This window comes from Pseudomonas sp. S2_E02, from assembly GCF_054668355.1.
The window spans coordinates 2,484,540-2,504,057 of the sequence record NZ_CP162761.1 but is presented as its reverse complement, the minus strand read 5'-3'; the positions used below and the strand labels follow the sequence as shown (position 1 = coordinate 2,504,057).

General features: G+C 53.8%; 21 protein-coding genes. 13 read left to right on the top strand and 8 right to left on the bottom strand.

All coding sequences use genetic code 11. The annotated features are described in order from the left end of the window. The first annotated feature begins 25 nt into the window (after positions 1–25). On the top strand, positions 26–937 hold the full coding sequence (locus tag AB4O01_RS11115) for a LysR family transcriptional regulator (RefSeq protein ID WP_150734415.1): 912 nt from the start codon (positions 26–28) through the stop codon (positions 935–937). On the opposite strand, the gene AB4O01_RS11110 is transcribed toward AB4O01_RS11115, so the two are convergent. Then, on the bottom strand, positions 934–1,569 hold the full coding sequence (locus tag AB4O01_RS11110) for a TetR/AcrR family transcriptional regulator (protein WP_460091733.1): 636 nt from the start codon (positions 1,567–1,569) through the stop codon (positions 934–936). The genes AB4O01_RS11115 and AB4O01_RS11110 overlap by 4 nt on opposite strands. 110 nt (positions 1,570–1,679) lie before the next feature. Here AB4O01_RS11110 and AB4O01_RS11105 point away from each other — a divergent pair, with 110 nt between their 5' ends. From AB4O01_RS11105 to AB4O01_RS11095, 3 genes are read left to right on the top strand one after another with little or no spacing between them, the layout of a single operon-like run. Next, positions 1,680–2,282, top strand: a complete 603-nt coding sequence (locus tag AB4O01_RS11105; protein WP_460091731.1) for an NADPH-dependent F420 reductase — start codon at positions 1,680–1,682, stop codon at positions 2,280–2,282. A gap of 41 nt (positions 2,283–2,323) precedes the next feature. Continuing rightward, positions 2,324–2,653, top strand: a complete 330-nt coding sequence (locus AB4O01_RS11100) for a YciI family protein (protein ID WP_092280719.1) — start codon at positions 2,324–2,326, stop codon at positions 2,651–2,653. A gap of 47 nt (positions 2,654–2,700) precedes the next feature. After that, a complete protein-coding gene (locus tag AB4O01_RS11095; protein ID WP_092280721.1) occupies positions 2,701–3,030 on the top strand; it encodes a YciI family protein in 330 nt (109 codons plus the stop codon). Between the two features lie 62 nt (positions 3,031–3,092). On the opposite strand, the gene AB4O01_RS11090 is transcribed toward AB4O01_RS11095, so the two are convergent. Beyond that, a complete protein-coding gene (locus tag AB4O01_RS11090) occupies positions 3,093–3,668 on the bottom strand; it encodes a TetR/AcrR family transcriptional regulator (protein ID WP_150734413.1) in 576 nt (191 codons plus the stop codon). A gap of 168 nt (positions 3,669–3,836) precedes the next feature. Between AB4O01_RS11090 and AB4O01_RS11085 the strand changes: the two genes are divergently transcribed. The 4 genes from AB4O01_RS11085 to AB4O01_RS11070 all read left to right on the top strand — a co-directional run bounded on the left by AB4O01_RS11085 (position 3,837) and on the right by AB4O01_RS11070 (position 10,120). Further along, a complete protein-coding gene (locus AB4O01_RS11085; protein ID WP_092280725.1) occupies positions 3,837–4,115 on the top strand; it encodes a LysR family transcriptional regulator in 279 nt (92 codons plus the stop codon). Positions 4,116–4,256: 141 nt separating this feature from the next. Next, positions 4,257–5,516 carry a multidrug efflux RND transporter periplasmic adaptor subunit MexE gene (gene mexE / locus AB4O01_RS11080; RefSeq protein WP_460091727.1) on the top strand — a complete coding sequence of 420 codons (1,260 nt, stop codon included), beginning with the start codon at positions 4,257–4,259 and terminating at the stop codon, positions 5,514–5,516. 12 nt (positions 5,517–5,528) lie between these two features. Further along, entirely contained in the window at positions 5,529–8,720 is a 3,192-nt protein-coding gene (locus AB4O01_RS11075) for an efflux RND transporter permease subunit (protein ID WP_150734411.1), read from the top strand. Then, the gene (locus AB4O01_RS11070) at positions 8,720–10,120 is read left to right on the top strand and encodes an efflux transporter outer membrane subunit (protein ID WP_460091725.1); all 1,401 of its coding nucleotides are present in this window, start codon (positions 8,720–8,722) and stop codon (positions 10,118–10,120) included. Before AB4O01_RS11075 ends, AB4O01_RS11070 begins: the two co-directional genes overlap by 1 nt. A 48-nt stretch (positions 10,121–10,168) precedes the next feature. Here the strand turns inward: AB4O01_RS11070 and AB4O01_RS11065 are convergent, their stop codons facing one another. After that, positions 10,169–11,065, bottom strand: coding sequence for an NAD-dependent epimerase/dehydratase family protein (locus tag AB4O01_RS11065; RefSeq protein WP_460091723.1), 897 nt, complete (start codon positions 11,063–11,065; stop codon positions 10,169–10,171). A gap of 62 nt (positions 11,066–11,127) precedes the next feature. On the opposite strand from AB4O01_RS11065, the gene AB4O01_RS11060 reads away from it, so the two are divergent. From AB4O01_RS11060 to AB4O01_RS11050, 3 genes are all read left to right on the top strand, one after another. Beyond that, positions 11,128–12,090, top strand: coding sequence for a LysR family transcriptional regulator (locus AB4O01_RS11060; RefSeq protein ID WP_460091722.1), 963 nt, complete (start codon positions 11,128–11,130; stop codon positions 12,088–12,090). 247 nt (positions 12,091–12,337) lie between these two features. Next, complete coding sequence (locus tag AB4O01_RS11055) at positions 12,338–13,000, top strand: EF-hand domain-containing protein (RefSeq protein ID WP_460091720.1); 663 nt, start codon at positions 12,338–12,340, stop codon at positions 12,998–13,000. A 37-nt stretch (positions 13,001–13,037) separates the two neighbouring features. Beyond that, positions 13,038–13,652, top strand: a complete 615-nt coding sequence (locus tag AB4O01_RS11050) for a glutathione S-transferase family protein (RefSeq protein ID WP_460091717.1) — start codon at positions 13,038–13,040, stop codon at positions 13,650–13,652. A gap of 108 nt (positions 13,653–13,760) precedes the next feature. On the opposite strand, the gene AB4O01_RS11045 is transcribed toward AB4O01_RS11050, so the two are convergent. The 5 genes from AB4O01_RS11045 to AB4O01_RS11025 form a co-directional block, all read right to left on the bottom strand. Beyond that, a complete protein-coding gene (locus AB4O01_RS11045) occupies positions 13,761–14,810 on the bottom strand; it encodes an SDR family oxidoreductase (protein WP_460091714.1) in 1,050 nt (349 codons plus the stop codon). A 485-nt stretch (positions 14,811–15,295) separates the two neighbouring features. Beyond that, positions 15,296–15,964 carry an 8-oxoguanine DNA glycosylase OGG fold protein gene (locus tag AB4O01_RS11040; RefSeq protein ID WP_460091712.1) on the bottom strand — a complete coding sequence of 223 codons (669 nt, stop codon included), beginning with the start codon at positions 15,962–15,964 and terminating at the stop codon, positions 15,296–15,298. Positions 15,965–16,177: 213 nt separating this feature from the next. Beyond that, the gene (locus AB4O01_RS11035; RefSeq protein WP_460091710.1) at positions 16,178–16,681 is read right to left on the bottom strand and encodes a hypothetical protein; all 504 of its coding nucleotides are present in this window, start codon (positions 16,679–16,681) and stop codon (positions 16,178–16,180) included. A 195-nt stretch (positions 16,682–16,876) separates the two neighbouring features. After that, a complete protein-coding gene (locus AB4O01_RS11030; RefSeq protein ID WP_460091708.1) occupies positions 16,877–17,836 on the bottom strand; it encodes a HEPN domain-containing protein in 960 nt (319 codons plus the stop codon). 189 nt (positions 17,837–18,025) lie between these two features. Then, on the bottom strand, positions 18,026–18,340 hold the full coding sequence (locus AB4O01_RS11025; protein WP_460091706.1) for a helix-turn-helix domain-containing protein: 315 nt from the start codon (positions 18,338–18,340) through the stop codon (positions 18,026–18,028). Positions 18,341–18,430: 90 nt separating this feature from the next. On the opposite strand from AB4O01_RS11025, the gene AB4O01_RS11020 reads away from it, so the two are divergent. Further along, positions 18,431–18,844 carry a hypothetical protein gene (locus tag AB4O01_RS11020; protein ID WP_460091703.1) on the top strand — a complete coding sequence of 138 codons (414 nt, stop codon included), beginning with the start codon at positions 18,431–18,433 and terminating at the stop codon, positions 18,842–18,844. Beyond that, the gene (locus tag AB4O01_RS11015; RefSeq protein ID WP_460091701.1) at positions 18,837–19,433 is read left to right on the top strand and encodes an MbcA/ParS/Xre antitoxin family protein; all 597 of its coding nucleotides are present in this window, start codon (positions 18,837–18,839) and stop codon (positions 19,431–19,433) included. Before AB4O01_RS11020 ends, AB4O01_RS11015 begins: the two co-directional genes overlap by 8 nt. Positions 19,434–19,518 lie beyond the last annotated feature (85 nt).

Sequence of the window (19,518 nt, the reverse complement as noted above, 5' to 3'; positions counted from 1 at the left end):
GGTATGACAGCGGTAGAGGGGCGGTGTGGACAGATTTTCGGCGTTAGAAATCTTCGTGAGGGTTGTCGAGATCGGCAGCTTTTCGCGCACGGCGATTGAGCTGTCGATCAGTCAATCTACGGTCAGCAAGCAAATTACCGATTTGGAAAAACAGTTACAGGCGAAGCTATTTTCACGTACCACCCGCCGGTTGTTTTTGACCGATGCCGGTGAGCGGTTTTATGAGCAGGCGAAGCTTATTCTTGAGCAATACGCCATGGCTTTAGGAGATGTATTCAATACCCGTCAGACGCCTTCAGGCACCTTACGTATCGCTACACCAATTCTGCTCGGGCGAAAGCAATTGACTCCGTTACTGCCGCGCTTTTTCCAGCGCTACCCCGACATTGTGTTGGAGCATTTCCTGAGTGATTCGGCGACAGATCTGATTCGCGATGGCGTAGACGTGTCTATCCGCGTTGGCGAAATGAAAGATAGCTCTCACCAAGCGCGAAAACTTGGTGCTCTGCAACCGGTCACCGTAGCCTCGCCGGCGTTCCTGGAGGACCATCCAGCGATTCTTCATCCTCGCGATTTGGCTCGCGTACCGTGCCTGATTTACCTGCGCAACCCGACGCCTTTCGAGTGGACGTTCAGCGATGTCAACGGTGAGATAGTGTCGGTTGAAGTTCAGGGATCCTATCGGGTGAACGTGTTTGAAGCGCTTTGCGAAGCCGCGATCGCAGGGCTTGGAGTTTTGAGAGCGCCATTGTCGGCCTGCGGCGAGGATCTGGAGGCCGGTAGATTGGTTAGGCTCCTGACAGATTACGACGCCGCTTTCGTTCCCATCTATGCGGTGATGCCTGCCTCATCCTGGATCCCACAGAAGACCCGCGTGATGGTGGATTTCCTAGTGGAAGAGTTCCAGAACAATCCGTGGCTTAGAGGGCCAGACTAAAGCTCTAGGCCAGCTGGAAACGCTTGCATGGCGACCTGCACGATCTCCAGAAGTTGGTCAGAAGTTGCACCATCTCTGGCTTGCACAGCCAATCCTCGGGCCAGCACATTGAAGTAGGCGGCTAATGCTTTGACATTGGTGTCGGCGGACACGTCACCTTCATCGATGCCGCGCTGAATCCTCGCCTCCATTGCATGGCGTGCCATCGATCTGTGCTCGGTCATCATTTCGCGAACCGAATGCAACGCTGGAGGAACGTGAACGCATGCTACGGAAATCATGCAGCCGGAGGGTAGATCGTCTCGGGTGAACTCGGTAGCGGTCGCCTCCATCAATCGTCTGAAGGCGGTTCGCGTGTCAGTCGCATCATTCAAGATGCCGAGAAACCACTCACCTGACGCTGCCAGATAGGCATTAGTCGCCTCTGCGTAGAGCTGCTCTTTACCCCCGAACGAGTTGTAAAAGCTCGACGCACTGATTCCCATAACCGCAATCAGGCTTTCGAAGGATGTGCCTTCGTAGCCCGACTCCCAAAACAATTTCATTGCTTGGTGTACGGCAATCGCCCGGTCGAAATTCGATGGCCGCCCGCGACCACGTTTTTTGGGTTCAGATAATTTTGGTTCAATCACTCCAATATTCCTTGACGAGGGGATTTCCATCGCCATAGTATTGCATATCGGAGTGATCACTCCAAAAAACATTTCCCCCGATTTAACGCATCGCTTATGAGGTCGCTTTTATGAAAATTGGGATGTTGGGCTCGGGCACTGTGGCGCTGTCCATTGCTAAGCACGCGATTGATCAGGGCCATGAGGTCTTGCTGAGTAATCGCAGCGGAGCGACTAAATTGGGCGATGCACTGTCGCAGTTGGGGCCTAAGGCTTCCGTCGTCACGCTCGCCGAAGCCGCCGCAGCACCAGTGGTGCTGCTAGCTACGCCTTGGACAACTATCAAGACAGTTCTCAACGGACTGCCAGCTTGGAACAGCCGAATCCTAATTGATGCTACTAACCCGTTTTTGGAGACAACGCCCGAGTGGGTGTTTGACGACCTTGGAGGGCGTGGCGCGAGTGAAATTGTTGCCGAACTGGCACCGGGAGCGAGGGTGGTTAAGGCGTTCAACAATCTTGAAATGGCTAACTTCAATGCTGGCCCCGTCCACAACCAAGGCCGAAGGGTGCTGTTCGTGTCAGGCGATGACAGCGAAGCCAAAGAATTCGTGACCGAGTTTATTCACAAGATTGGCTTTCGCACCGTCGATCTCGGGGGACTCAAAGAGGGTGGAAAAATGCAACAGGCCGGCGGCCCTCTGGCCGGGCACGACTTCTTACTCCCTCAATAATCATTCTTTCTAAACAAACTATCCTTCTGGAGTGCAAAACGATGATTGACGAAAACGGGCCACACTATTTTGTAGCCTTTCACACCCCAGGGCCGAAATGGGTACCGGGCGTGAAATACAACGAACAACCTGAATTTATGACTCATGTGAATTACATGATCGAACTGCATCAGAAGGGGCTGATTGTGCTCAGCGGCCCTTTCATGGAAAAGGCGGGCGGGCTCAATGGAGTGTTGGCAAACGGCGGCATGTCGATTTTCAAGGCCGCTGATTTTGAAGACGCAAAAAAAATCGCCGGCGACGATCCAACGGTCAAGTCCGGCTTCCTAAACCTCGAAGTCAAAATGATGTGGGTCCCATTCCATACCTGACAGCACATCGCTTTTGAATCCCCCATTTTCCTTTTGGAGTAACAATCATGATTGACGAAAACGGCCCGCACTACTTTGTCGCCTTCCAATCGCCGGGCCCGAACTGGGTTCAAGGCGTTAAGTACAACGAACAGCCTGGGTTCATGGATCACGTGGGCTACATGATCGAAATGCAGGAGAAAGGTCTCACCGTGCTCAGCGGGCCGTTCATGGAGAAAGCCGGTGGCCTTAACGGTGTGCTGGCAGACGGTGGCATGACGATCTTCAAGGCCGCTGACCTCGAAGAAGCCATCAAGATCGGCACTGACGATCCAACGGTTAAGTCAGGCCTACTGAATGTCGAAGTGAAGATGATGTGGGTGCCGTTCCATACCTGATAAGCCCAGGAAGACTCATATGATGTTCTTCGGGGTTTAGTTTTCATCCTTTGAGCGGCGCTTTACAGCCCGCTCTTTTTTTCAGGCGCGGCAGGCCAGCCACTGATGACCGACTGCAAGAACTGCTCAGATAATTGAGGGCTGTCCAGCGCTCTGGCAATCAGCATTGCACCAGCGATTGAGGAAAGTATGCGAAGAGATTCCCGGTACTTCTCGTCATGAGTTTCGCCTTTGACCAGCGCCATCAGCGTTTCAATCAAGTCCTCAATACCTTTGGTAAACGCACTGCTGACTGCACCGCCAGTGCGAGCGACGTCTGCACCTAAAGCGGGGATGGGGCAGCCCTCCATCCAGTTATCCAGATGCGCTTGCGTCAAGTAACCCTGTATGAGTTCTGAGATGGATTTTGCGCTCTGCCACTCCTGGATGTTTGACTCGAAGGTTCTGCTGACGGCTTCCGATGCTAGCTGTTCCTTTCCGCCAGGAAACTGTCCGTAAAATCCGCCATGGGTCAGACCCACTGATCGTGAGAGTTCACCAATGCCAATTCCATCTATACCTTTTTCGCGGTATAGGCGGGATGCAGCGGTGAGGATCGCCTCCTTATTCGCCGCCGCTTGTTCTTTCGTGACTTTCATGAGGTGTTCCTCTAGGACAGGCGAACCTGCTTGGACCGGTTTGCTACGATGCTAGCATTGATTACGGTGATCATATAACGTCGTAGAAGAACGTCTATTGGGCCTCCGCGATGCTAGGCGTGTCCCGAGTCTGCGACTCTAGTCAAAATCTATACGGGGATCTGTCCCATGAAACGTAATGAGCTGCGCAGTATCGATTTGAACCTGCTCGTTGTCTTCGAAACGCTCATCCAGGAACGTAACTTAACTCGTGCAGGTAAGAGGCTATCGCTCGGCCAGCCAGCGGTGAGCGCTGCGTTGATCCGACTTCGTAGGCTGTTCAACGACCCATTGTTTGAGCGCAATGGTCGCACAATGGTGCCAACGCCTAGAGCTTTAAGTGCAGCGCAAATGCTGGGCCCGGCGCTTGATTCTGTTTGTGTTGCTCTTGCGGATACCAAGGGTTGAACAGGGCCAATTCTTCTTTCGGCTTTAAACATGATGCCTATCATTAATAGTGATACCTAAGTTCACTCCGTTCAATTCGTCGAGGCCTCGCGTGAGGCCGAGAATCCACAAATCCCTAAACCCGTCTGGCGGACACATCCCATGGAACAGTCACTAAAACCTTTGCGTTATCCTCTTGCTGCGTTGGCCCTGACAGTTCTGGCAGCGTGTGACCGCACACCTGATGCAGCGTTGGCTTCAGCAGCGCCACACGTCACCGTTGCCAAGGTGCTCGAACAGCCCATCACCGAGTGGGATGAAGTCACCGCTCGACTGGAGGCGCCAGAAACCGTCGAGGTTCGTCCTCGGGTTTCGGGTCAGATCGACCGTGTGGCCTTCACCGATGGTGCGCTGGTAAAAAGAGGTGATTTGCTGTTTCAGATTGATGCACGTCCGTTCGAACATGAAGTCCATCGCATCGAAGCGCAGCTGCAACAAGCCCGAGCAACTTTGGTTCGCACAGGCAATGAAGCTCAGCGCGGCCAGCGCTTGTTAAGCAGCAACGCGATTTCCGCAGAGTTAGCCGACACTCGCACTACCACTGCACAAGAAGCGCGGGCCGCTGTCGATGCCATTCAGGCGCAGCTGGATCTCGCACGCTTGAACCTCAGTTTCACCCGCGTTACCGCACCGATCACCGGTCGAGTCAGTCGGGCGGAAATCACCGCCGGCAACATCGTCACCGCTGACACCACGCCGCTTACCAGCGTTGTCTCCACCGATAAGGTCTACGCCTATTTCGATGCTGACGAGCGCATGTTCCTTAAATACAGTCTGCTTTCCCGCCAAGGACAGCGCGGTCAAGCCACTCCGGTGTACATGGGCCTGTCAAACGAGGAGGGCAACAGCCACGTTGGGCAGATGAACTTTGTCGACAACCAGGTCAACTCGAAAACCGGCACTATTCGCGGCCGCGCGGTATTCGATAACGCTGACGGTCAGTACACCCCCGGACTGTATGCCCGTTTGAAGTTAGTCGGCAGCGCTGCCTACCCCGGCTTGCTGATCAAAGACGAAGCGGTGGGGACTGACCTCGGCAAGAAGTTTGTGCTGGTCGTCGATAAAGACAACAAAGCTGTCTATCGCAGCGTCGATCTGGGACCAAAGCTTGAGGGGCTGCGCATCGTTCGCAGTGGTTTGCAGAAAGAAGATCGCATTGTCATCAACGGCCTTCAACGCGTTCGTCCTGGCGCGGTGATTGATCCGCAGGATGCGCCAATGGCTAGCCCGGAAACGGTTGCCACACTGGCGAGCCAGCGTCAGGCAATTGAAGCCAGTAATCGTCCCGTCATCCAGTCGCCCGTCTCTGTCAAATCACCCGAACTGGTGAAGACGGAAACTGCGATTTCGCCTCGCGGTTAATGGAGATCTGACATGAAATTTTCCCAGTTCTTCATTACGCGGCCAATTTTCGCCGCCGTACTGTCTCTGCTGATTTTAATTGCTGGCACTATCTCGCTGTTCCAATTGCCCATCAGCGAATACCCCGAGGTGGTTCCTCCGACCGTGGTGGTCCACGCCAACTATCCGGGTGCCAACCCAAAAGTTATTGGGGAAACGGTGGCTGCTCCACTGGAGCAAGCCATTACTGGCGTAGAGAACATGCTGTACATGTCCTCGCAATCAACCGCTGACGGTCGCCTGACTCTGACAGTGACCTTCGCCCTCGGCACCGATCTCGACAACGCCCAAGTTCAGGTGCAAAACCGCGTGACCCGCACCGAGCCAAAGCTGCCGGAAGAAGTGACGCGCATCGGTATTACCGTCGACAAAGCCTCGCCTGAACTGACGTTGCTGGTGCATTTGGTGTCGCCGGACAAGCGCTACGACATGCTCTACCTGTCGAACTACGCAATCCTCAATGTAAAGGATGAATTGGCCCGCCTGAACGGTATCGGCGACGTGCAGTTGTTCGGTATGGGCGACTACTCGCTGCGCATTTGGCTCGACCCAAACAAGACCGCTTCGCGCAATCTGACCGCAACTGATGTAGTCAGCGCGGTACGTGAGCAAAACCGTCAGGTCGCTGCTGGGCAACTCGGTGCGCCACCGGCGCCGAATGCCACCAGTTTCCAAATGTCGATCAACTCCCAGGGACGGCTGGTCACTGAAGAAGAGTTTGAAAACGTGATCATTCGCAGCGGTGCCAACGGCGAAATAACGCGCCTGAAGGACATCGCCCGAGTTGAACTCGGCTCAAACCAGTACGCTTTGCGCGCCTTGCTGAACAACCAGGAAGCGGTAGCGATGCCGATTTTCCAGCGCCCCGGTTCCAACGCCATCGACATCTCTAACCAGGTGCGGGCGAAAATGGCCGAGCTGAAGAAAAACTTTCCGGAAGGCATGGATTTCGAGATCGTTTACGACCCGACTATCTTCGTTCGTAGCTCCATTGAGGCGGTGGTCCACACCCTGTTCGAAGCCCTTATTCTCGTGGTGCTGGTGGTAATCCTGTTCCTACAAACCTGGCGCGCCTCGATCATTCCCCTGGTCGCGGTACCTGTTTCGCTGATCGGTACCTTTGCCGTGATGCACCTGCTCGGATTCTCGCTTAACGCCTTGTCGCTGTTCGGACTGGTATTGGCCATCGGTATCGTGGTCGACGATGCGATCGTGGTGGTGGAGAACGTCGAGCGAAATATCGAGGGCGGGCTGGAGCCGATCGAAGCGACCAAGAAAGCCATGGGCGAAGTGACGGGGCCAATCATCGCCACGGCATTGGTGCTCTGTGCGGTATTCGTACCGGCGGCGTTCATCTCTGGCCTTACCGGGCAGTTCTATAAGCAATTCGCGTTAACCATTGCCATCTCGACGGTCATTTCGGCATTCAACTCGCTGACCCTTTCGCCGGCACTGGCGGCGGTATTGCTCAAGGCCCACGGCGCGCCGAAGGATCGCTTCTCGAAAGTGCTCGATCGTTTGCTAGGTGGCTGGTTGTTCAAACCTTTCAACCGCTTCTTCGAAAAGGCCAGCCACGGTTATGTGGTGGCAGTAGCCAAGATCATTCGGGGCAGTAGCGTTGCGTTGCTGATTTACGCTGGCCTGATCGCGATGACCTACATGGGCTTCAGCACCACCCCAACCGGGTTCGTGCCGACGCAAGACAAGAAGTACCTGGTGACCTTCGCCCAATTGCCAGACGCCGCCAGCCTGGATCGCACTGAGAATGTAATCCGTCGCATGAGCACCATCGCCATGAACGAACCGGGCTTCGACAGCGCCGTGGCGTTTCCGGGCCTGTCGATCAACGGCTTCACTAACAGCCCGAACGCCGGTATCGCGTTCATCGGGTTGAGCAACTTCGAAGAACGCACCGACCCGAGCCTTTCGGCGATGGGGATTTCCGCATCGCTGAACGCCAAGTTCGGCGGCATCCAGGACGCCTACATCGCGGTGTTCCCGCCACCACCGGTACAAGGCTTGGGTACCATCGGTGGTTTCCGTTTGCAGATCGAGGACCGGGGCAACTTGGGCTACGACGAGCTGTATAAGGAAACCATGAACATCATCACCAAAAGCCGTTCGGTACCGGAATTGGCCAACCTGTTCACCAGCTACACGGTCAACGTGCCGCAGGTCGAAGCAAACATCGATCGCGAGAAAGCCAAGACTCACGGCGTGGCGATTAGCGATATTTTCGACACCTTGCAGGTCTATCTCGGCTCGCTGTACGCCAACGACTTCAATCGATTTGGCCGCACATATCAGGTCAACGTCCAGGCTGAACAGCAGTTCCGCCAGGAGCCTGAACAGATCGGCCAGTTGAAGGTGCGCAACGACCGTGGCGAGATGATCCCGCTGGCGACCTTCGTCAAGGTCACGCCGACCTCCGGCCCGGATCGGGTGATGCACTACAACGGCTTTATCACAGCGGAAATCAACGGCGGCGCGGCACCGGGCTACAGCTCCGGCCAGGCTCAGGCAGCGATAGAAAAACTGCTCAAGGAGGAACTGCCCAACGGCATGACCTACGAATGGACCGACCTGACCTTCCAGCAGATTTTGTCCGGCGACACCGCGTTGCTGGTGTTCCCGCTCTGCGTACTGTTGGCGTTCCTGGTATTGGCGGCACTGTACGAAAGCTGGAGCCTGCCGTTAGCGGTGATCCTGATTGTACCGATGACCCTGTTGTCGGCGATTGCGGGTGTAATCATCTCCAAGGGCGACAACAATATCTTCACCCAGATTGGCCTGATCGTACTGGTGGGCCTGGCGTGCAAAAACGCGATCCTGATCGTCGAGTTCGCCAAGGACAAACAGGATCAAGGGCTGTCGCCACTGGACGCGGTGCTTGAAGCCTGCCGTATGCGTCTGCGCCCGATTCTGATGACTTCGTTTGCGTTCATCATGGGTGTGATTCCGCTCGTGACATCGACCGGTGCCGGATCGGAAATGCGCCGTGCCATGGGCGTTGCGGTGTTCTCCGGGATGCTCGGCGTGACCTTCTTCGGCTTGCTACTGACACCGGTGTTCTTCGTGTTGATCCGCCGCTACATCGAACGCAAAAACGCCCGCAAGGTTGGCAAGGCTGAGCAAACCCACGCTTCGAATCCGGAGGCACACTGATGAACACTCTTAAGCTTTTTTTACCCAGCCTTCTGGTTCTAGACCTCGCTGCCTGCACGGTAGGTCCGGACTACAAGGCACCCGATACCGCTCCCGCGACGATCGCGGCAGCGCACACCAGCCAGTACGATCAGTCGCGATTTGAAACGGTATGGTGGCAACAGTTCGATGACCCCACGCTCAATCAGTTGGTGAGCAAGTCCTTGCAAGGTAACCGCGATCTTCGTGTTGCGTTCGCACGCTGGAAAGCGGCACGGGCGATACGCGATGACGTCAGCAATGACAATTTGCCGGTGGTCACAAGCCGTATTAGCAGCGAGCAAGGGCGGGCTCAAGTGCCGGGCCAAACGGAGCGCCGAGTCAATCAGGAACGTTACGATCTTGGTTTGGACATGGCTTGGGAAGTCGATCTGTTTGGGCGTATCCAGCGTCAACTGGAGTCCAGTAATGCGCAGGAGGGCGCAGCAGCGGCCGATCTATACCAATTGCGCGTGACGATGATCGCCGAATTGGTGGACGCCTACGGACAACTGCGCGGCGCCCAACTGCGAGAAAAAATCGCATTGGCGAACCTGAAGAACCAACAGGACTCGCGCACTGTGACAGTTAGTCTACGTGATGCCGGAGTCGGAAATGAACTCGATGTAGTACGGGCCGATGCGCGTCTGGCTGCTGTCGAGGCAACTGTTCCGCAGCTACAAGCGGAGCAGGTTCGGCAGCAAAACCGCATCGCCACGCTGTTGGGTGAGCGCCCGGATAAACTGAGCGTATCGTTGGCCCCTGCGGACTTGCCGGCCATCGCGAAAGCGCTGCCAGTCGGTGATCCAGCCGAGTTGCTGCGCCGGCGTCCGGACGTGCTCGCTGCCGAACGCAGACTGGCATCCGCCACTGCGGATATCGGCGTGGCCACCGCAGACCTGTTTCCGAGGGTGAGCTTGAGCGGCTTTCTGGGTTTCACCGCTGGTCGGGGTTCGCAGATTGGCTCCAGTGCTGCCAGAGCCTGGGGGCTCGGACCAAGCATCACCTGGGCGGCATTTGACTTGGGCAGCGTTCGCGCACGCATTCGTGGTGCCGACGCTGACGCCGAAGGCGCCTTGGCCACCTACGAGCAACAAGTTTTGCTGGCTTTGGAAGAGTCGGAGAACGCATTCAGTGATTACGGAAAACGCCAACAACGGCTGCTATCGCTGATCCGGCAGAGTGAGTCGAGCCGTGCAGCAGCTGATCTGGCAGCCATCCAATACAAAGAAGGGACCGTGGATTATCTAGTGTTATTGGACGCACAGCGTGAGCGCCTCAACGCCGAGGATGCTCAGGCGCTCGGCGAAACCGATCAATACCGTGCGATCGTTGCGATCTACAAAGCACTGGGAGGAGGCTGGGATAGCGATAAAGGTTGATCACGCTCCTAAGTCTCAGCGATTTGCATCGCTGAGACGGTTTGTTAATCAGAGCCCTTGTTCAACTGCTTGCTCAAGCGACGGACCACTGGGTTGCCAATCCAAAAGCTTGCGCGCGTTGACGGCGCGTACACGTGCGTTTGTCGCCAGCGCAATCCGAGCGAAACCACCCAGTTCAGACATCGCATCATCAATGTCCCAACTTAGGGTTTTGCCTTCGAAGCCAAGGGACTTGCTCACTGCGCGCGCGATTGATTCGAAGGTGCTTTCACCATTCTCTGCAAAGAAAAATGCTCCGGATGGCGCGCGTTCCAAGGCTGAAAGGTAAAGATCCACAAGGTCGTTGATGTTGACGTTGGACCAGATAGTTTTGCCGCTACCGATGTAAACCCCGGCACCCAATTCTTTGGATTTCGCGACGATTTTGGGTAATTGGTCACTCACGACTTTCATGCCTAGGCCGTTGCCGTAAACCGTCGACGGGCTGATTACAAATGCGCGCAGACCTTGGTTGACGCCCGCAGTCCTGACCATGCGATCGATTTCAATTCGGGGAACGCGGTGCAGCATGGGTGTGTAAGGCTGATCATCTCCGTAAATGGCCTGACTGGGTTCACCTCCCATCGCGTCGTCACAGACGATGCTGGCTCCGCTGGTATGGATGAGAGTTTTCCCGGTACCGGCCAACGCAGTGATCAATGATCGAATGGAGAAGTAATGATCTGAGTTCGCGGCATTGATAGTGGCGTCGGCGGAGAGCGCGACCTCTTGAAGCAAATCGGCGTCATCAAGCGTTCCGATCTGCGCAGCAATGCCCCGCGCTTCCAACCATTCAGCTTGTGCAGGCGTCCTTACCAAACCGATAACCTCATGTCCGTTTTCGACCAAGCGGTGGCTGATGGAACCGCCTAAGTATCCCGATGCTCCGGTGACAAATACTTTCATCTTCAATCCTCTGTGGTGACGTTTTAGCTCACCACGCTGTGCATCACAGCGCGGCGCAAAGCGTGTTGAAGAATGGTGCGGTATTCGCAAAATGGGGACTATCGGGTGATTTTGAATATCACCTATCCGAGATCAAAATGAGTGATCGTTTCCAAGAGTTGAAGGTGTTCGTTAGAGCGGCCGAGACAGCGAGCTTTTCGGCAGCAGGCCGGGAGCTTGGCTTATCTCAGCCCTCCATTTCCCGAATAATTTCTGAACTCGAATCAAGATTAAATACGCGGCTGTTGCTGCGTAGTACGCGTCGAATTGTGCCAACGGAGGCCGGACACGCTTTTTTGCAAAAAGCACGGCAGATTCTGTTTGATCTGGAGGAGGCCGACCACGTCGCAATGGGAATGGACAGCCTGAAAGGTGTACTGCGAGTGGCGCTGCCCTCCATTCTCGCGGGAAGGATTGTCATCCCCCAGTTGCCGAAATTTTTGGCAATCCATCCTGAGCTGAAACTGGAGCTTCTCACGTTGGACAGAATGCATGATCTAGTCGCTGAAGGCGCCGATATGGCGATCCGTTTTGGCGAATTGGAAGACTCGTCATTTGGTTTCAGGCGACTCGCGATTGAGCACCGGTTGTTGGTTGCCTCGCCATCGTTTTTGGATGCCTTGGGCACTCCTCAGCATCCATCGGATCTGGTGAATTTTCACTGCATTGCAGGCCCTGGCGGGTCAGCAAGTCCGGGCTGGAATTTCAGCCGTGATGGCGTATCGACGGTTGTAAAGATGTCACCACGTATCCGTGTCGCTTCGGCAGAGGCTGCCTTGGCCAGCGCATGTTCGGGGCTAGGATTGACCATTGCGTCTGCTTGGATCTGTGAAGCTGAGCTGGACTCTGGGCAACTGCTTTCGGTGTTGCCGGACTGGTCGCTGGATTCAATTGAGGTCAACGCCGTTTACCCCGCCGGACGGGTACCTTCGCAAAAAGTACGGCTTTTCACTGAGTTTCTTTCAGACGTAATGCAGTCGCTCTGAGTGGCAACAAGCAGGGTTGAGCTGTAAAGCTTGTGGGCCTTATTGGATGCCGCTCTATTCAATCGCGTGAATCCGATATTCCGCTCCCCCACAAAGAAAAAAAGCATTGCTGATTTTTTCATTGAGCTGGTAGATTCACTGTTAATGATAGTGATCACTATTAATACTGTACATAGTCCAACGTAAGCACCTGGAGATTCGCAAATCGAATGTCTGGGGAGCATTCACTCGATGGGGGGCTTCCAGCATGTCAGTCTCAATTATCACCAGTGCATCCGCTACATACTCTCAACAAACCTCGGCGACTCCTAAGCTCGCCCCGTTGACGACCGATGTCATCACAGGCGTTGACCGTCCAGCCGACGTTGCCAGCGAACCACCTCCGTCCACCGTTGTGACGCTAAGCGAGGCGGCAAAGAATCCTGCCTCTCAGGTTGATGCCGACAAATTTCCGGGTCTCGCCGCTTACGCCCGAGGAGAAAAAAACATCACGCTTACCGTTGACGAAGGAAATGAGGGCTTGCGTCTGGGCATCCTTAAACTCGGCACAGACAAAAGCTCGATGCCACTTAGCGAGGCTTGGGCGCCACAGCTTTTCGTTCAAGCAGGCGGCGGCAAGGATCTCGATCGCAGCCATTTCGTGAAGCAGCTAAATCGCGCTGGAGTCAGCGACGCCAACGCCCAAATCATGTTCAAGACCTTCGACAAGTCTGGTGATGGCAGCCTATCGCTTGATGAGTACTACGCCGGTATCAAGTCGGGCGGCAGCCAGAACACCGAACTGTTTCAGAGGCTCATCGACACCTACACACGCAATGCGGATGGCAGTGTAAACGACACCTCTACCAACCAGTTCCTGGCTCAGGGTTTGGCCGTAGCCACCGCGTTCTGGTCACGCCATAACAACTGACTCACAGCCTGGACTCTGAACTCTATAAGAGTGTCTTATGAACAATTTGATAGAGCTGTATGGCGCCAACACAGGAAACAGTTTTCGGGCTGCAATTGCGTTGGAAGAGGCGGGTATTGCCTACACTGCCAAAAAAGTGGATCTGTGGGCACATGAACAGCGCGATATACCTTACAAGGCTCTCAATCCTGCCGGTAAGGTTCCTACACTGGTCGACCATTCGGAGACGCCAGCGCTGATCATCAATCAGTCGAACGCGATCATCCAATACGCTGATGCTAAAATTCCAGGTCAGCTTGCGCCAATTTGGCCCGGCCCAGAAACTGTCAGAGTTTTTGATCGCTACTTCTTTTTCGTGACTGACGTTATCGCTCCTAGCCACGCCGCATTCTTCCTACGTCAGGCAGGATTGGACGATGCCGCCGCTGTGATAAGCGAGCGCGTCATCGAGCAACTCATCTTTGCAGAGGGTTTTCTGACGGAGGAATTTATGGCCGGAGATCGTTTCTCTATGGCAGATATTTCTGCATTTACGATCGCTTCATCTGTTCGCGACCGTTTGGACTGGGAAAGCCATCCTCGGCTGGCAGATTGGTTTCACGCCATCGAAGCAAGGCCCGCCGTTCAGCGGGGCTTGAACGCTTTCCAATAGCCAGGGTGAGCAAGTGTTGCTGGCGAGGTAAGGTTAATCGCCAAGATCTCAACGTCTGGGCGTAGTTGTGTGGGAGATTTTTTAACGTCAGTGTGGATGCCAAACACCTCACGGCAAAAAGCGTTTTGCTCGCAAGCTAGCGATCATTTCGACTAACGCGACTTCGGTGTGCATAGGCTCCGTGAAACCAGCACGGCGAATCTTGCCCATGTCCGAAAGCAGGTCCTGTTGGAAGTTGAATACAAAGTCTCCAAACCCCCAGTTCACTAACTGTGCATATGGTATGGGTTGCAAGTCGTGTTTCTCTGCGAGGTGCTGCCAAACATCTGCCTGATCAGCCATGTACGTGCTCATCGACATCGGTTGTGGTTCATCGATCGGCAGGTCAAGGGCTTCACCCAGCTTCTTCCACAGGTGATTCCAGCGGAACGGTTCACCGACTAAGTTAAAGGCTTCATTGCGCGCACTATCGGCAGTTGCGGCCCATAGGCTTGCGCGTCCAAGCCAGCGGGCATCTGTTAATTGAGCGTAAATGCCACGATAAGTGTGTGGCGAACCGGGGAATTTGAGTGGCACGCCAGCTTCGCGGCACAGTGCCGCGTAAGCACCGATTACCATGGCGATATTGAAAGGATTGCCAGCGATGTCGCCCAATACGGCATCCGGCCGCAGAATTGACCATTCCAACTCGCCGGCGAGCTGGCGTTCACGCAGGACGTCTTCCTGGGCGAAATACAAATTCGCCGCCAGATGCCGAGACGCATCTTCGTAAAACGGCGTAGGAACCGGCCCGCCCAAGTGGCCGCCGTAGACTTTCGCGCCCTGGTACAGCACGACCCGGTGAACGTTGGCTCCAGCGGCTTTCAACCCGTCGAGGACGTTGCGCAACATCGCCGCATTGGTCTGTGCCTCAATGAGAGCATTGCCATTGGGCTGGTAAGCCGCGAAAAAAACGTGGGTGATATCGCTTACATCCCCCAGTGCGGCCTTGGTAGCTGCTTCATCTGTGAGGTCGCACTCGATGGAATCGACATCCGGGTTCAGACTGCGACGCAGGGCGCGGACACTCCATTGCGGATCTGCCACCAAAGTCTCGACCACCGCATTACCGATGATGCCGCTGGCTCCAACGACTAACGCATGAAGATGAGTGTTCATGCTCGGCCCTCCTTGGTCATGCAGACACACGTCCGGCGGGCTGTAATCTGAGCGCTTGAAAGGTTGTTGCCATAGCTGAACGAAAGCACCATGAAAATTCCTGAGTAGATAAGAATGGCGTCACGCGACGAGCAGCTATGCTGCGTCATTCATCATTCCTTCGGTATCCACAAACCGTGAACATCAGATATCCGAAAATCAAATGAGCGGTGGTTTTGAGGAAGTGACACGACTGATTATTCGTAACGTTTCGTGGCTGTTGAAGCATATTCTCGACTGACCGCTATGAGCCGATATCTGCCGGTGACGACCGCCTGTTGCACGCCCAGAGGAAGTCCGTCACCTTAATCTAGGTTCTTGAGGAGTGGTGAACCGCGCTTCCTTAGAGCGTGAAGCAGTCATTAGCTAACGCTCTAAACGAACTAAACCTGACTCGAAGGAGGCATCAAATGTTGGCGCCGTTGAGCGGAGGAGTATATATCGCCTTACAGGGTGAACAGGTAGTACTCAATTTGGTCTGGTTCGCAGCAAATCTCATGGGCCTGTTCGAACGCGAACTTTAAATATTGGAGATAGGCGTCTGGCTTTCTTATCGTACCAATTTTCACCATAGACATAACTGAGCTGCTCCCTAGTGTGAGCTTCAGTAGGCCACTCGCGACGCGATCATCAAATATTAGTGGATATTCACGCATACCCTGCGATTTGCCTAGGAAGTAGAAGTGCTTCGAGAAGAAGTTTGGGCCGCATCGATCAAGCACCTTGTCAATTGCCTTGTACGAGCGGATCAAGCTTTCTTCTGATCCGAGAGAAACAGATCGAATCACTTTTTCAGTGCTGTTTGTGTCGGCAAACATTTTGGATAGTTTCCAGGGGCCGCGCGAGTCGCGCCGACTTCCCCCAGGAGCTTCATGCCCCCAGATCATGCAAGCAATAAATTTAGTCTCATCGCCTACCTTTGGTTCTCTGTAAAACGAAACCAATTCAGAACGCGTGAAGCTGTCTCCAAGAGCATCACGCACAAGCTTTAACCGGTATTTTAAGTACAGATTGTCGTCGACCGCATTAGCCCAATAGTCATAGGCGAAGTGTGTCCGGTGCTCATCCACATCAAGGTTGCGAATGTGTTGAAATTTTTCTGCTGCAATGCGCATGAAGTGATGGATCCTTAGGGGGAATAGTCATTGGGGACTTCCTGCGACGTTTAAGCTCCGTTTGACCAACCGGTTAAGCATGGGGCAGTTCCTGAAGTAGTCGAACCGACACCATGTGACCCCCACTGGCGTGCTTCGGCGGAGCCGGTTTATTGCCCGCCCTCTCGCGATTGTGGGGCCAGCGAAGACGTAGATCTTCCGTCCTGTTTTGAGCTAGCTGCTTTGCCACTTTAAGAGTGTTTCGGCGATCTTCGCTTCTAGATCTTCTTTGGCGATTCCCTTTCTGAGCACGAAATTCTGCGATAAGGCTGAGATTTCTTTCAGCAGCCCCCTCGCTTCGTCTACGATGGATTCTAATCTCCCGTGTAGGCCGACGAGGGCCGCATCATCGGCCAAAGCTTTTTTGCTATCTGTACTGGAGCTGTGAACTAACCAGTTGCGCTCTTTGAGCAGAGCTTGAAATCGTTCCAATAGACCTGCGGGAAGATGATCACTTTTGGCGAGTTGCGCGATACTTCCGCCAAAAGTCTTTTTTTGGGCTTGGGCTACAAGGAGATTGCCTTGCTCCTCACCCATTTGCGGCACAGCTTGCTCGACAAGCACAAAAAACTGCGCCGTTGATCCTTCCAATGTTTGGAGTTGCCAAAGAGTGAAGCCAATCGCTTCGCATATTCCCCCGAACCTTTCGGATCTTGCCGCATCGGTTAGCTCGTTCATTTTTGTTCCGTGTCGATACAAAAAAAATGTGAATGACGCCTCTGGCGTCCCTCGACGAAGCAGGAAGAGAATCTTCGTCCTTGGACCGTTTTGAGATGCCGGAGGCTACAGGCAGAAATTGAAATAGCCGATGTCAAAGCTAGGAATTAAAATCCGTCCCATTTGTCATCCCCACCATTTGCTACTTTGTGAAAATTAATAAATTGGGTTGTCTGTGTAATAATTTTCCAACAATTTCGTGATCTCCGGGCTTTTCCTAAGTGTATCGAATATATGAAGTGCCGCAACGTTGGCATGAAACGCTTGATCTTCTGTGGAAGGTTCATCTTGATATCTCACGCCGGTGGAACAATGCGCCATATCGATAAGATGCGAATTTATTAAAACTCCATGTTCGTCATGAAGAATCTTCGCCAACTTACTGAGGTTATGACCATCTCTCCCGCCTTTGGGGTAAGCTGTGCCGGCTATTTCTAAAAAGCCTTTCAGTGATTTCTCGACGCATTGCTGTGCTGCCCATCGGGACTGAGGGTAACGGTGTGCGATTAATTCCTGGGTAGAACCCGCATAATCATCTCTGGCAACATCCAGCATATTTGTGCGAGGAAGATTATTCAGCCACTGAATATTCTCTACGGCAAACATGTGGTACATGAAATGAGCTTCAAGCTCACCGTCGGTAAGTCGGTCTACCAGTCCTTGTGGTAGATCTTCGACGAGTGTAAGTATGTTCATGCTTGGTAGGCTTTTTGGTCTTCCTTTGCTAGATCCCTTATTTAGCATATTTCTATGTAGGAAAAACTCTACGGAGCCATACCAGCCAGCTATCCGAACGCGCCATATGGTCTGGGCGAGACGGGCCGGTACGTAGCCTAGCTCGAAATAGGTTTTCAACCGATTACCTAGCGTATCGCTGTACCAACGGAGAGCCTTGGCCATCAAAATATCGCCTTGGTAACCGGGGAGGTTCGCTAGCTCCTCAGGGGGCGTCATGCGGCCACCCCAACCAAAAGCCTCTCCAAACAAGCGTCCAACGTGAAGTGGCCTTTGATAAGGTTTTATGCCCTCAGATGCTAACGCTTTATCAATAGCGGCCATCAGCTGTTCGAATTCAGCCACTGATGAGGGGTAGGTGGGCCATGAAAATTTTGCCATCGGCAGATCCTTTGCGGGTAAGGGCATGAGCAAATGTTCTGAGCTTAGCATCGGCTATTAATATTCAAGATACCTGTCATTTTTCCCGCGCAACTGCTCGGTCTTTCTCTAATGCGTGGACAGGTCGCTGAGGGCGGTGATCAGCCCGGCCTGCTTGCTGCGATACAGCGCTCCAACCCGCTGACCCTCCTACCGATCCCCATCGTTTTTAGATCCGACATGGATCATTTCTGTCCTTATTTCCCGCGCCGCCTTTGAGATCAGCGAATCAAAACTCGTGTTCGGATCGCGGTGGAGGTAGCACTGGAGCACCAGTGCCAAAGGTGAGATGCCCATGACCTCGGCTAGGTCGTCGATCGTATTCAAGCTCGGTGAGCGTATTCCTCGCTCCATCAAACTGATGTGTTCCCGGCTGACCTTAGGCGGAAAGTCAGTCTGGGCCAGATCGGCCCTGTGCCTCATATCTCGCAAGGCTTGAGCAAAGGCGTCGTTCAGCTCGCGCATGTGGCCACTCCAAAAGGGAGTATATAGCCACATTGAGCTGCGCTTAGCAGCGTACTATAGTACGCTGTTAAAAGTTATTGGAGAGTTAATATGTTTGAAACTCACGAGCAAGCACGTATCGAAAATCCATTTTTTGTGCTTGAAGAAGGCGCGAGCCGCTGGAAGTACATTTCGCAAACGGCGAATGACGAGTGGTTTTTTGTCACATATGAAGTGGCAGGCGAGGAGGGTTCTTCGCAGCAGCAGTTCATGATTTCGAAAGTACAATTCCTCTTGGATTTGGCCTCAAGGGACACGTCTGGACAGTTCATTCGTGAGGTTCAGCTCGTTTCGCCCCCTTGGCTGAACCAACAGGGTAAATGGCTGATGGAGCCAATTCGGGAGATTCAGGAAGTGGACGAGCGGGTCTGCTACGAGCTGATGGACGGACAGGTTTATCCATCAAAATTGCTAAGTCAGATCCGTGTCCCGTTGTGGTCAAAGCGGGCAATGGGTAATGAATAATTTCATTGAAAGGCTTCTCGCAGTTCAGTACCGCTCTCTGCTTTTTCCGAAAGACTTCTGCGGAGAGGCAATCTTTGGTTTTGAATGCAATGACGGTTGGGGGGATCTGATCCAAGCAACCCTATGGCTTGTTCAGCAACGTGCAAGAATGAGTCCGCTCGACGTGAAGGTCACGCAGGTGAAAGAGAAATTTGGTCAGCTGAGGATCTACCATCGCGGAGGGGACGAGAGCATCGGTGCCGCTTTCGATATCGCGGAATTGGTATCAGGTTGTGTCTGTGAGATATGCGGGATTCAAGGTGAGGTTATAAGTGTTGATGGTTGGCTTCAGGCTCGCTGTAGCCAACATTCACCGGCAGAAAAAATAGCTAGGGTTAAAAACGTTAAGAATAACGACAATTACATCGCAAGCTATGTAGAAGCCGTAGACGCGATTTTGTCGTTTTTCGGAGAAGGTGCAGTGCTTTGGGTACAGCAACATCGCACCGCTTTTGCTGGTCGGCGACCGTGCGAGTTGCTGGCAACGGAGGAGGGGTGCCAGGCGATTTACCTGATGCTCAAACGGCTTGAATATGGGGTTGGCGTTTGACTTCGCAACTTGTTCGCGCGACTTGTGTGGTGATGGCCACCCACCCAAACCTAGAGCTTCATTTGCGCGGTGAATTGGAATGGGA

Bases quoted from the DNA above. Each gene is read 5' to 3' on its own strand.
- AB4O01_RS11105 (WP_460091731.1), top strand. From the start codon at position 1,680: ATGAAAATTGGGATGTTGGGCTCGGGCACTGTGGCGCTGTCCATTGCT.
- AB4O01_RS11100 (WP_092280719.1), top strand. From the start codon at position 2,324: ATGATTGACGAAAACGGGCCACACTATTTTGTAGCCTTTCACACCCCA.
- AB4O01_RS11095 (WP_092280721.1), top strand. From the start codon at position 2,701: ATGATTGACGAAAACGGCCCGCACTACTTTGTCGCCTTCCAATCGCCG.
- AB4O01_RS11090 (WP_150734413.1), bottom strand. From the start codon at position 3,668: ATGAAAGTCACGAAAGAACAAGCGGCGGCGAATAAGGAGGCGATCCTC.
- AB4O01_RS11085 (WP_092280725.1), top strand. From the start codon at position 3,837: ATGAAACGTAATGAGCTGCGCAGTATCGATTTGAACCTGCTCGTTGTC.
- mexE (WP_460091727.1), top strand. From the start codon at position 4,257: ATGGAACAGTCACTAAAACCTTTGCGTTATCCTCTTGCTGCGTTGGCC.
- AB4O01_RS11075 (WP_150734411.1), top strand. From the start codon at position 5,529: ATGAAATTTTCCCAGTTCTTCATTACGCGGCCAATTTTCGCCGCCGTA.
- AB4O01_RS11070 (WP_460091725.1), top strand. From the start codon at position 8,720: ATGAACACTCTTAAGCTTTTTTTACCCAGCCTTCTGGTTCTAGACCTC.
- AB4O01_RS11065 (WP_460091723.1), bottom strand. From the start codon at position 11,065: ATGAAAGTATTTGTCACCGGAGCATCGGGATACTTAGGCGGTTCCATC.
- AB4O01_RS11055 (WP_460091720.1), top strand. From the start codon at position 12,338: ATGTCAGTCTCAATTATCACCAGTGCATCCGCTACATACTCTCAACAA.
- AB4O01_RS11050 (WP_460091717.1), top strand. From the start codon at position 13,038: ATGAACAATTTGATAGAGCTGTATGGCGCCAACACAGGAAACAGTTTT.
- AB4O01_RS11045 (WP_460091714.1), bottom strand. From the start codon at position 14,810: ATGAACACTCATCTTCATGCGTTAGTCGTTGGAGCCAGCGGCATCATC.
- AB4O01_RS11040 (WP_460091712.1), bottom strand. From the start codon at position 15,964: ATGCGCATTGCAGCAGAAAAATTTCAACACATTCGCAACCTTGATGTG.
- AB4O01_RS11035 (WP_460091710.1), bottom strand. From the start codon at position 16,681: ATGAACGAGCTAACCGATGCGGCAAGATCCGAAAGGTTCGGGGGAATA.
- AB4O01_RS11030 (WP_460091708.1), bottom strand. From the start codon at position 17,836: ATGGCAAAATTTTCATGGCCCACCTACCCCTCATCAGTGGCTGAATTC.
- AB4O01_RS11025 (WP_460091706.1), bottom strand. From the start codon at position 18,340: ATGCGCGAGCTGAACGACGCCTTTGCTCAAGCCTTGCGAGATATGAGG.
- AB4O01_RS11020 (WP_460091703.1), top strand. From the start codon at position 18,431: ATGTTTGAAACTCACGAGCAAGCACGTATCGAAAATCCATTTTTTGTG.
- AB4O01_RS11015 (WP_460091701.1), top strand. From the start codon at position 18,837: ATGAATAATTTCATTGAAAGGCTTCTCGCAGTTCAGTACCGCTCTCTG.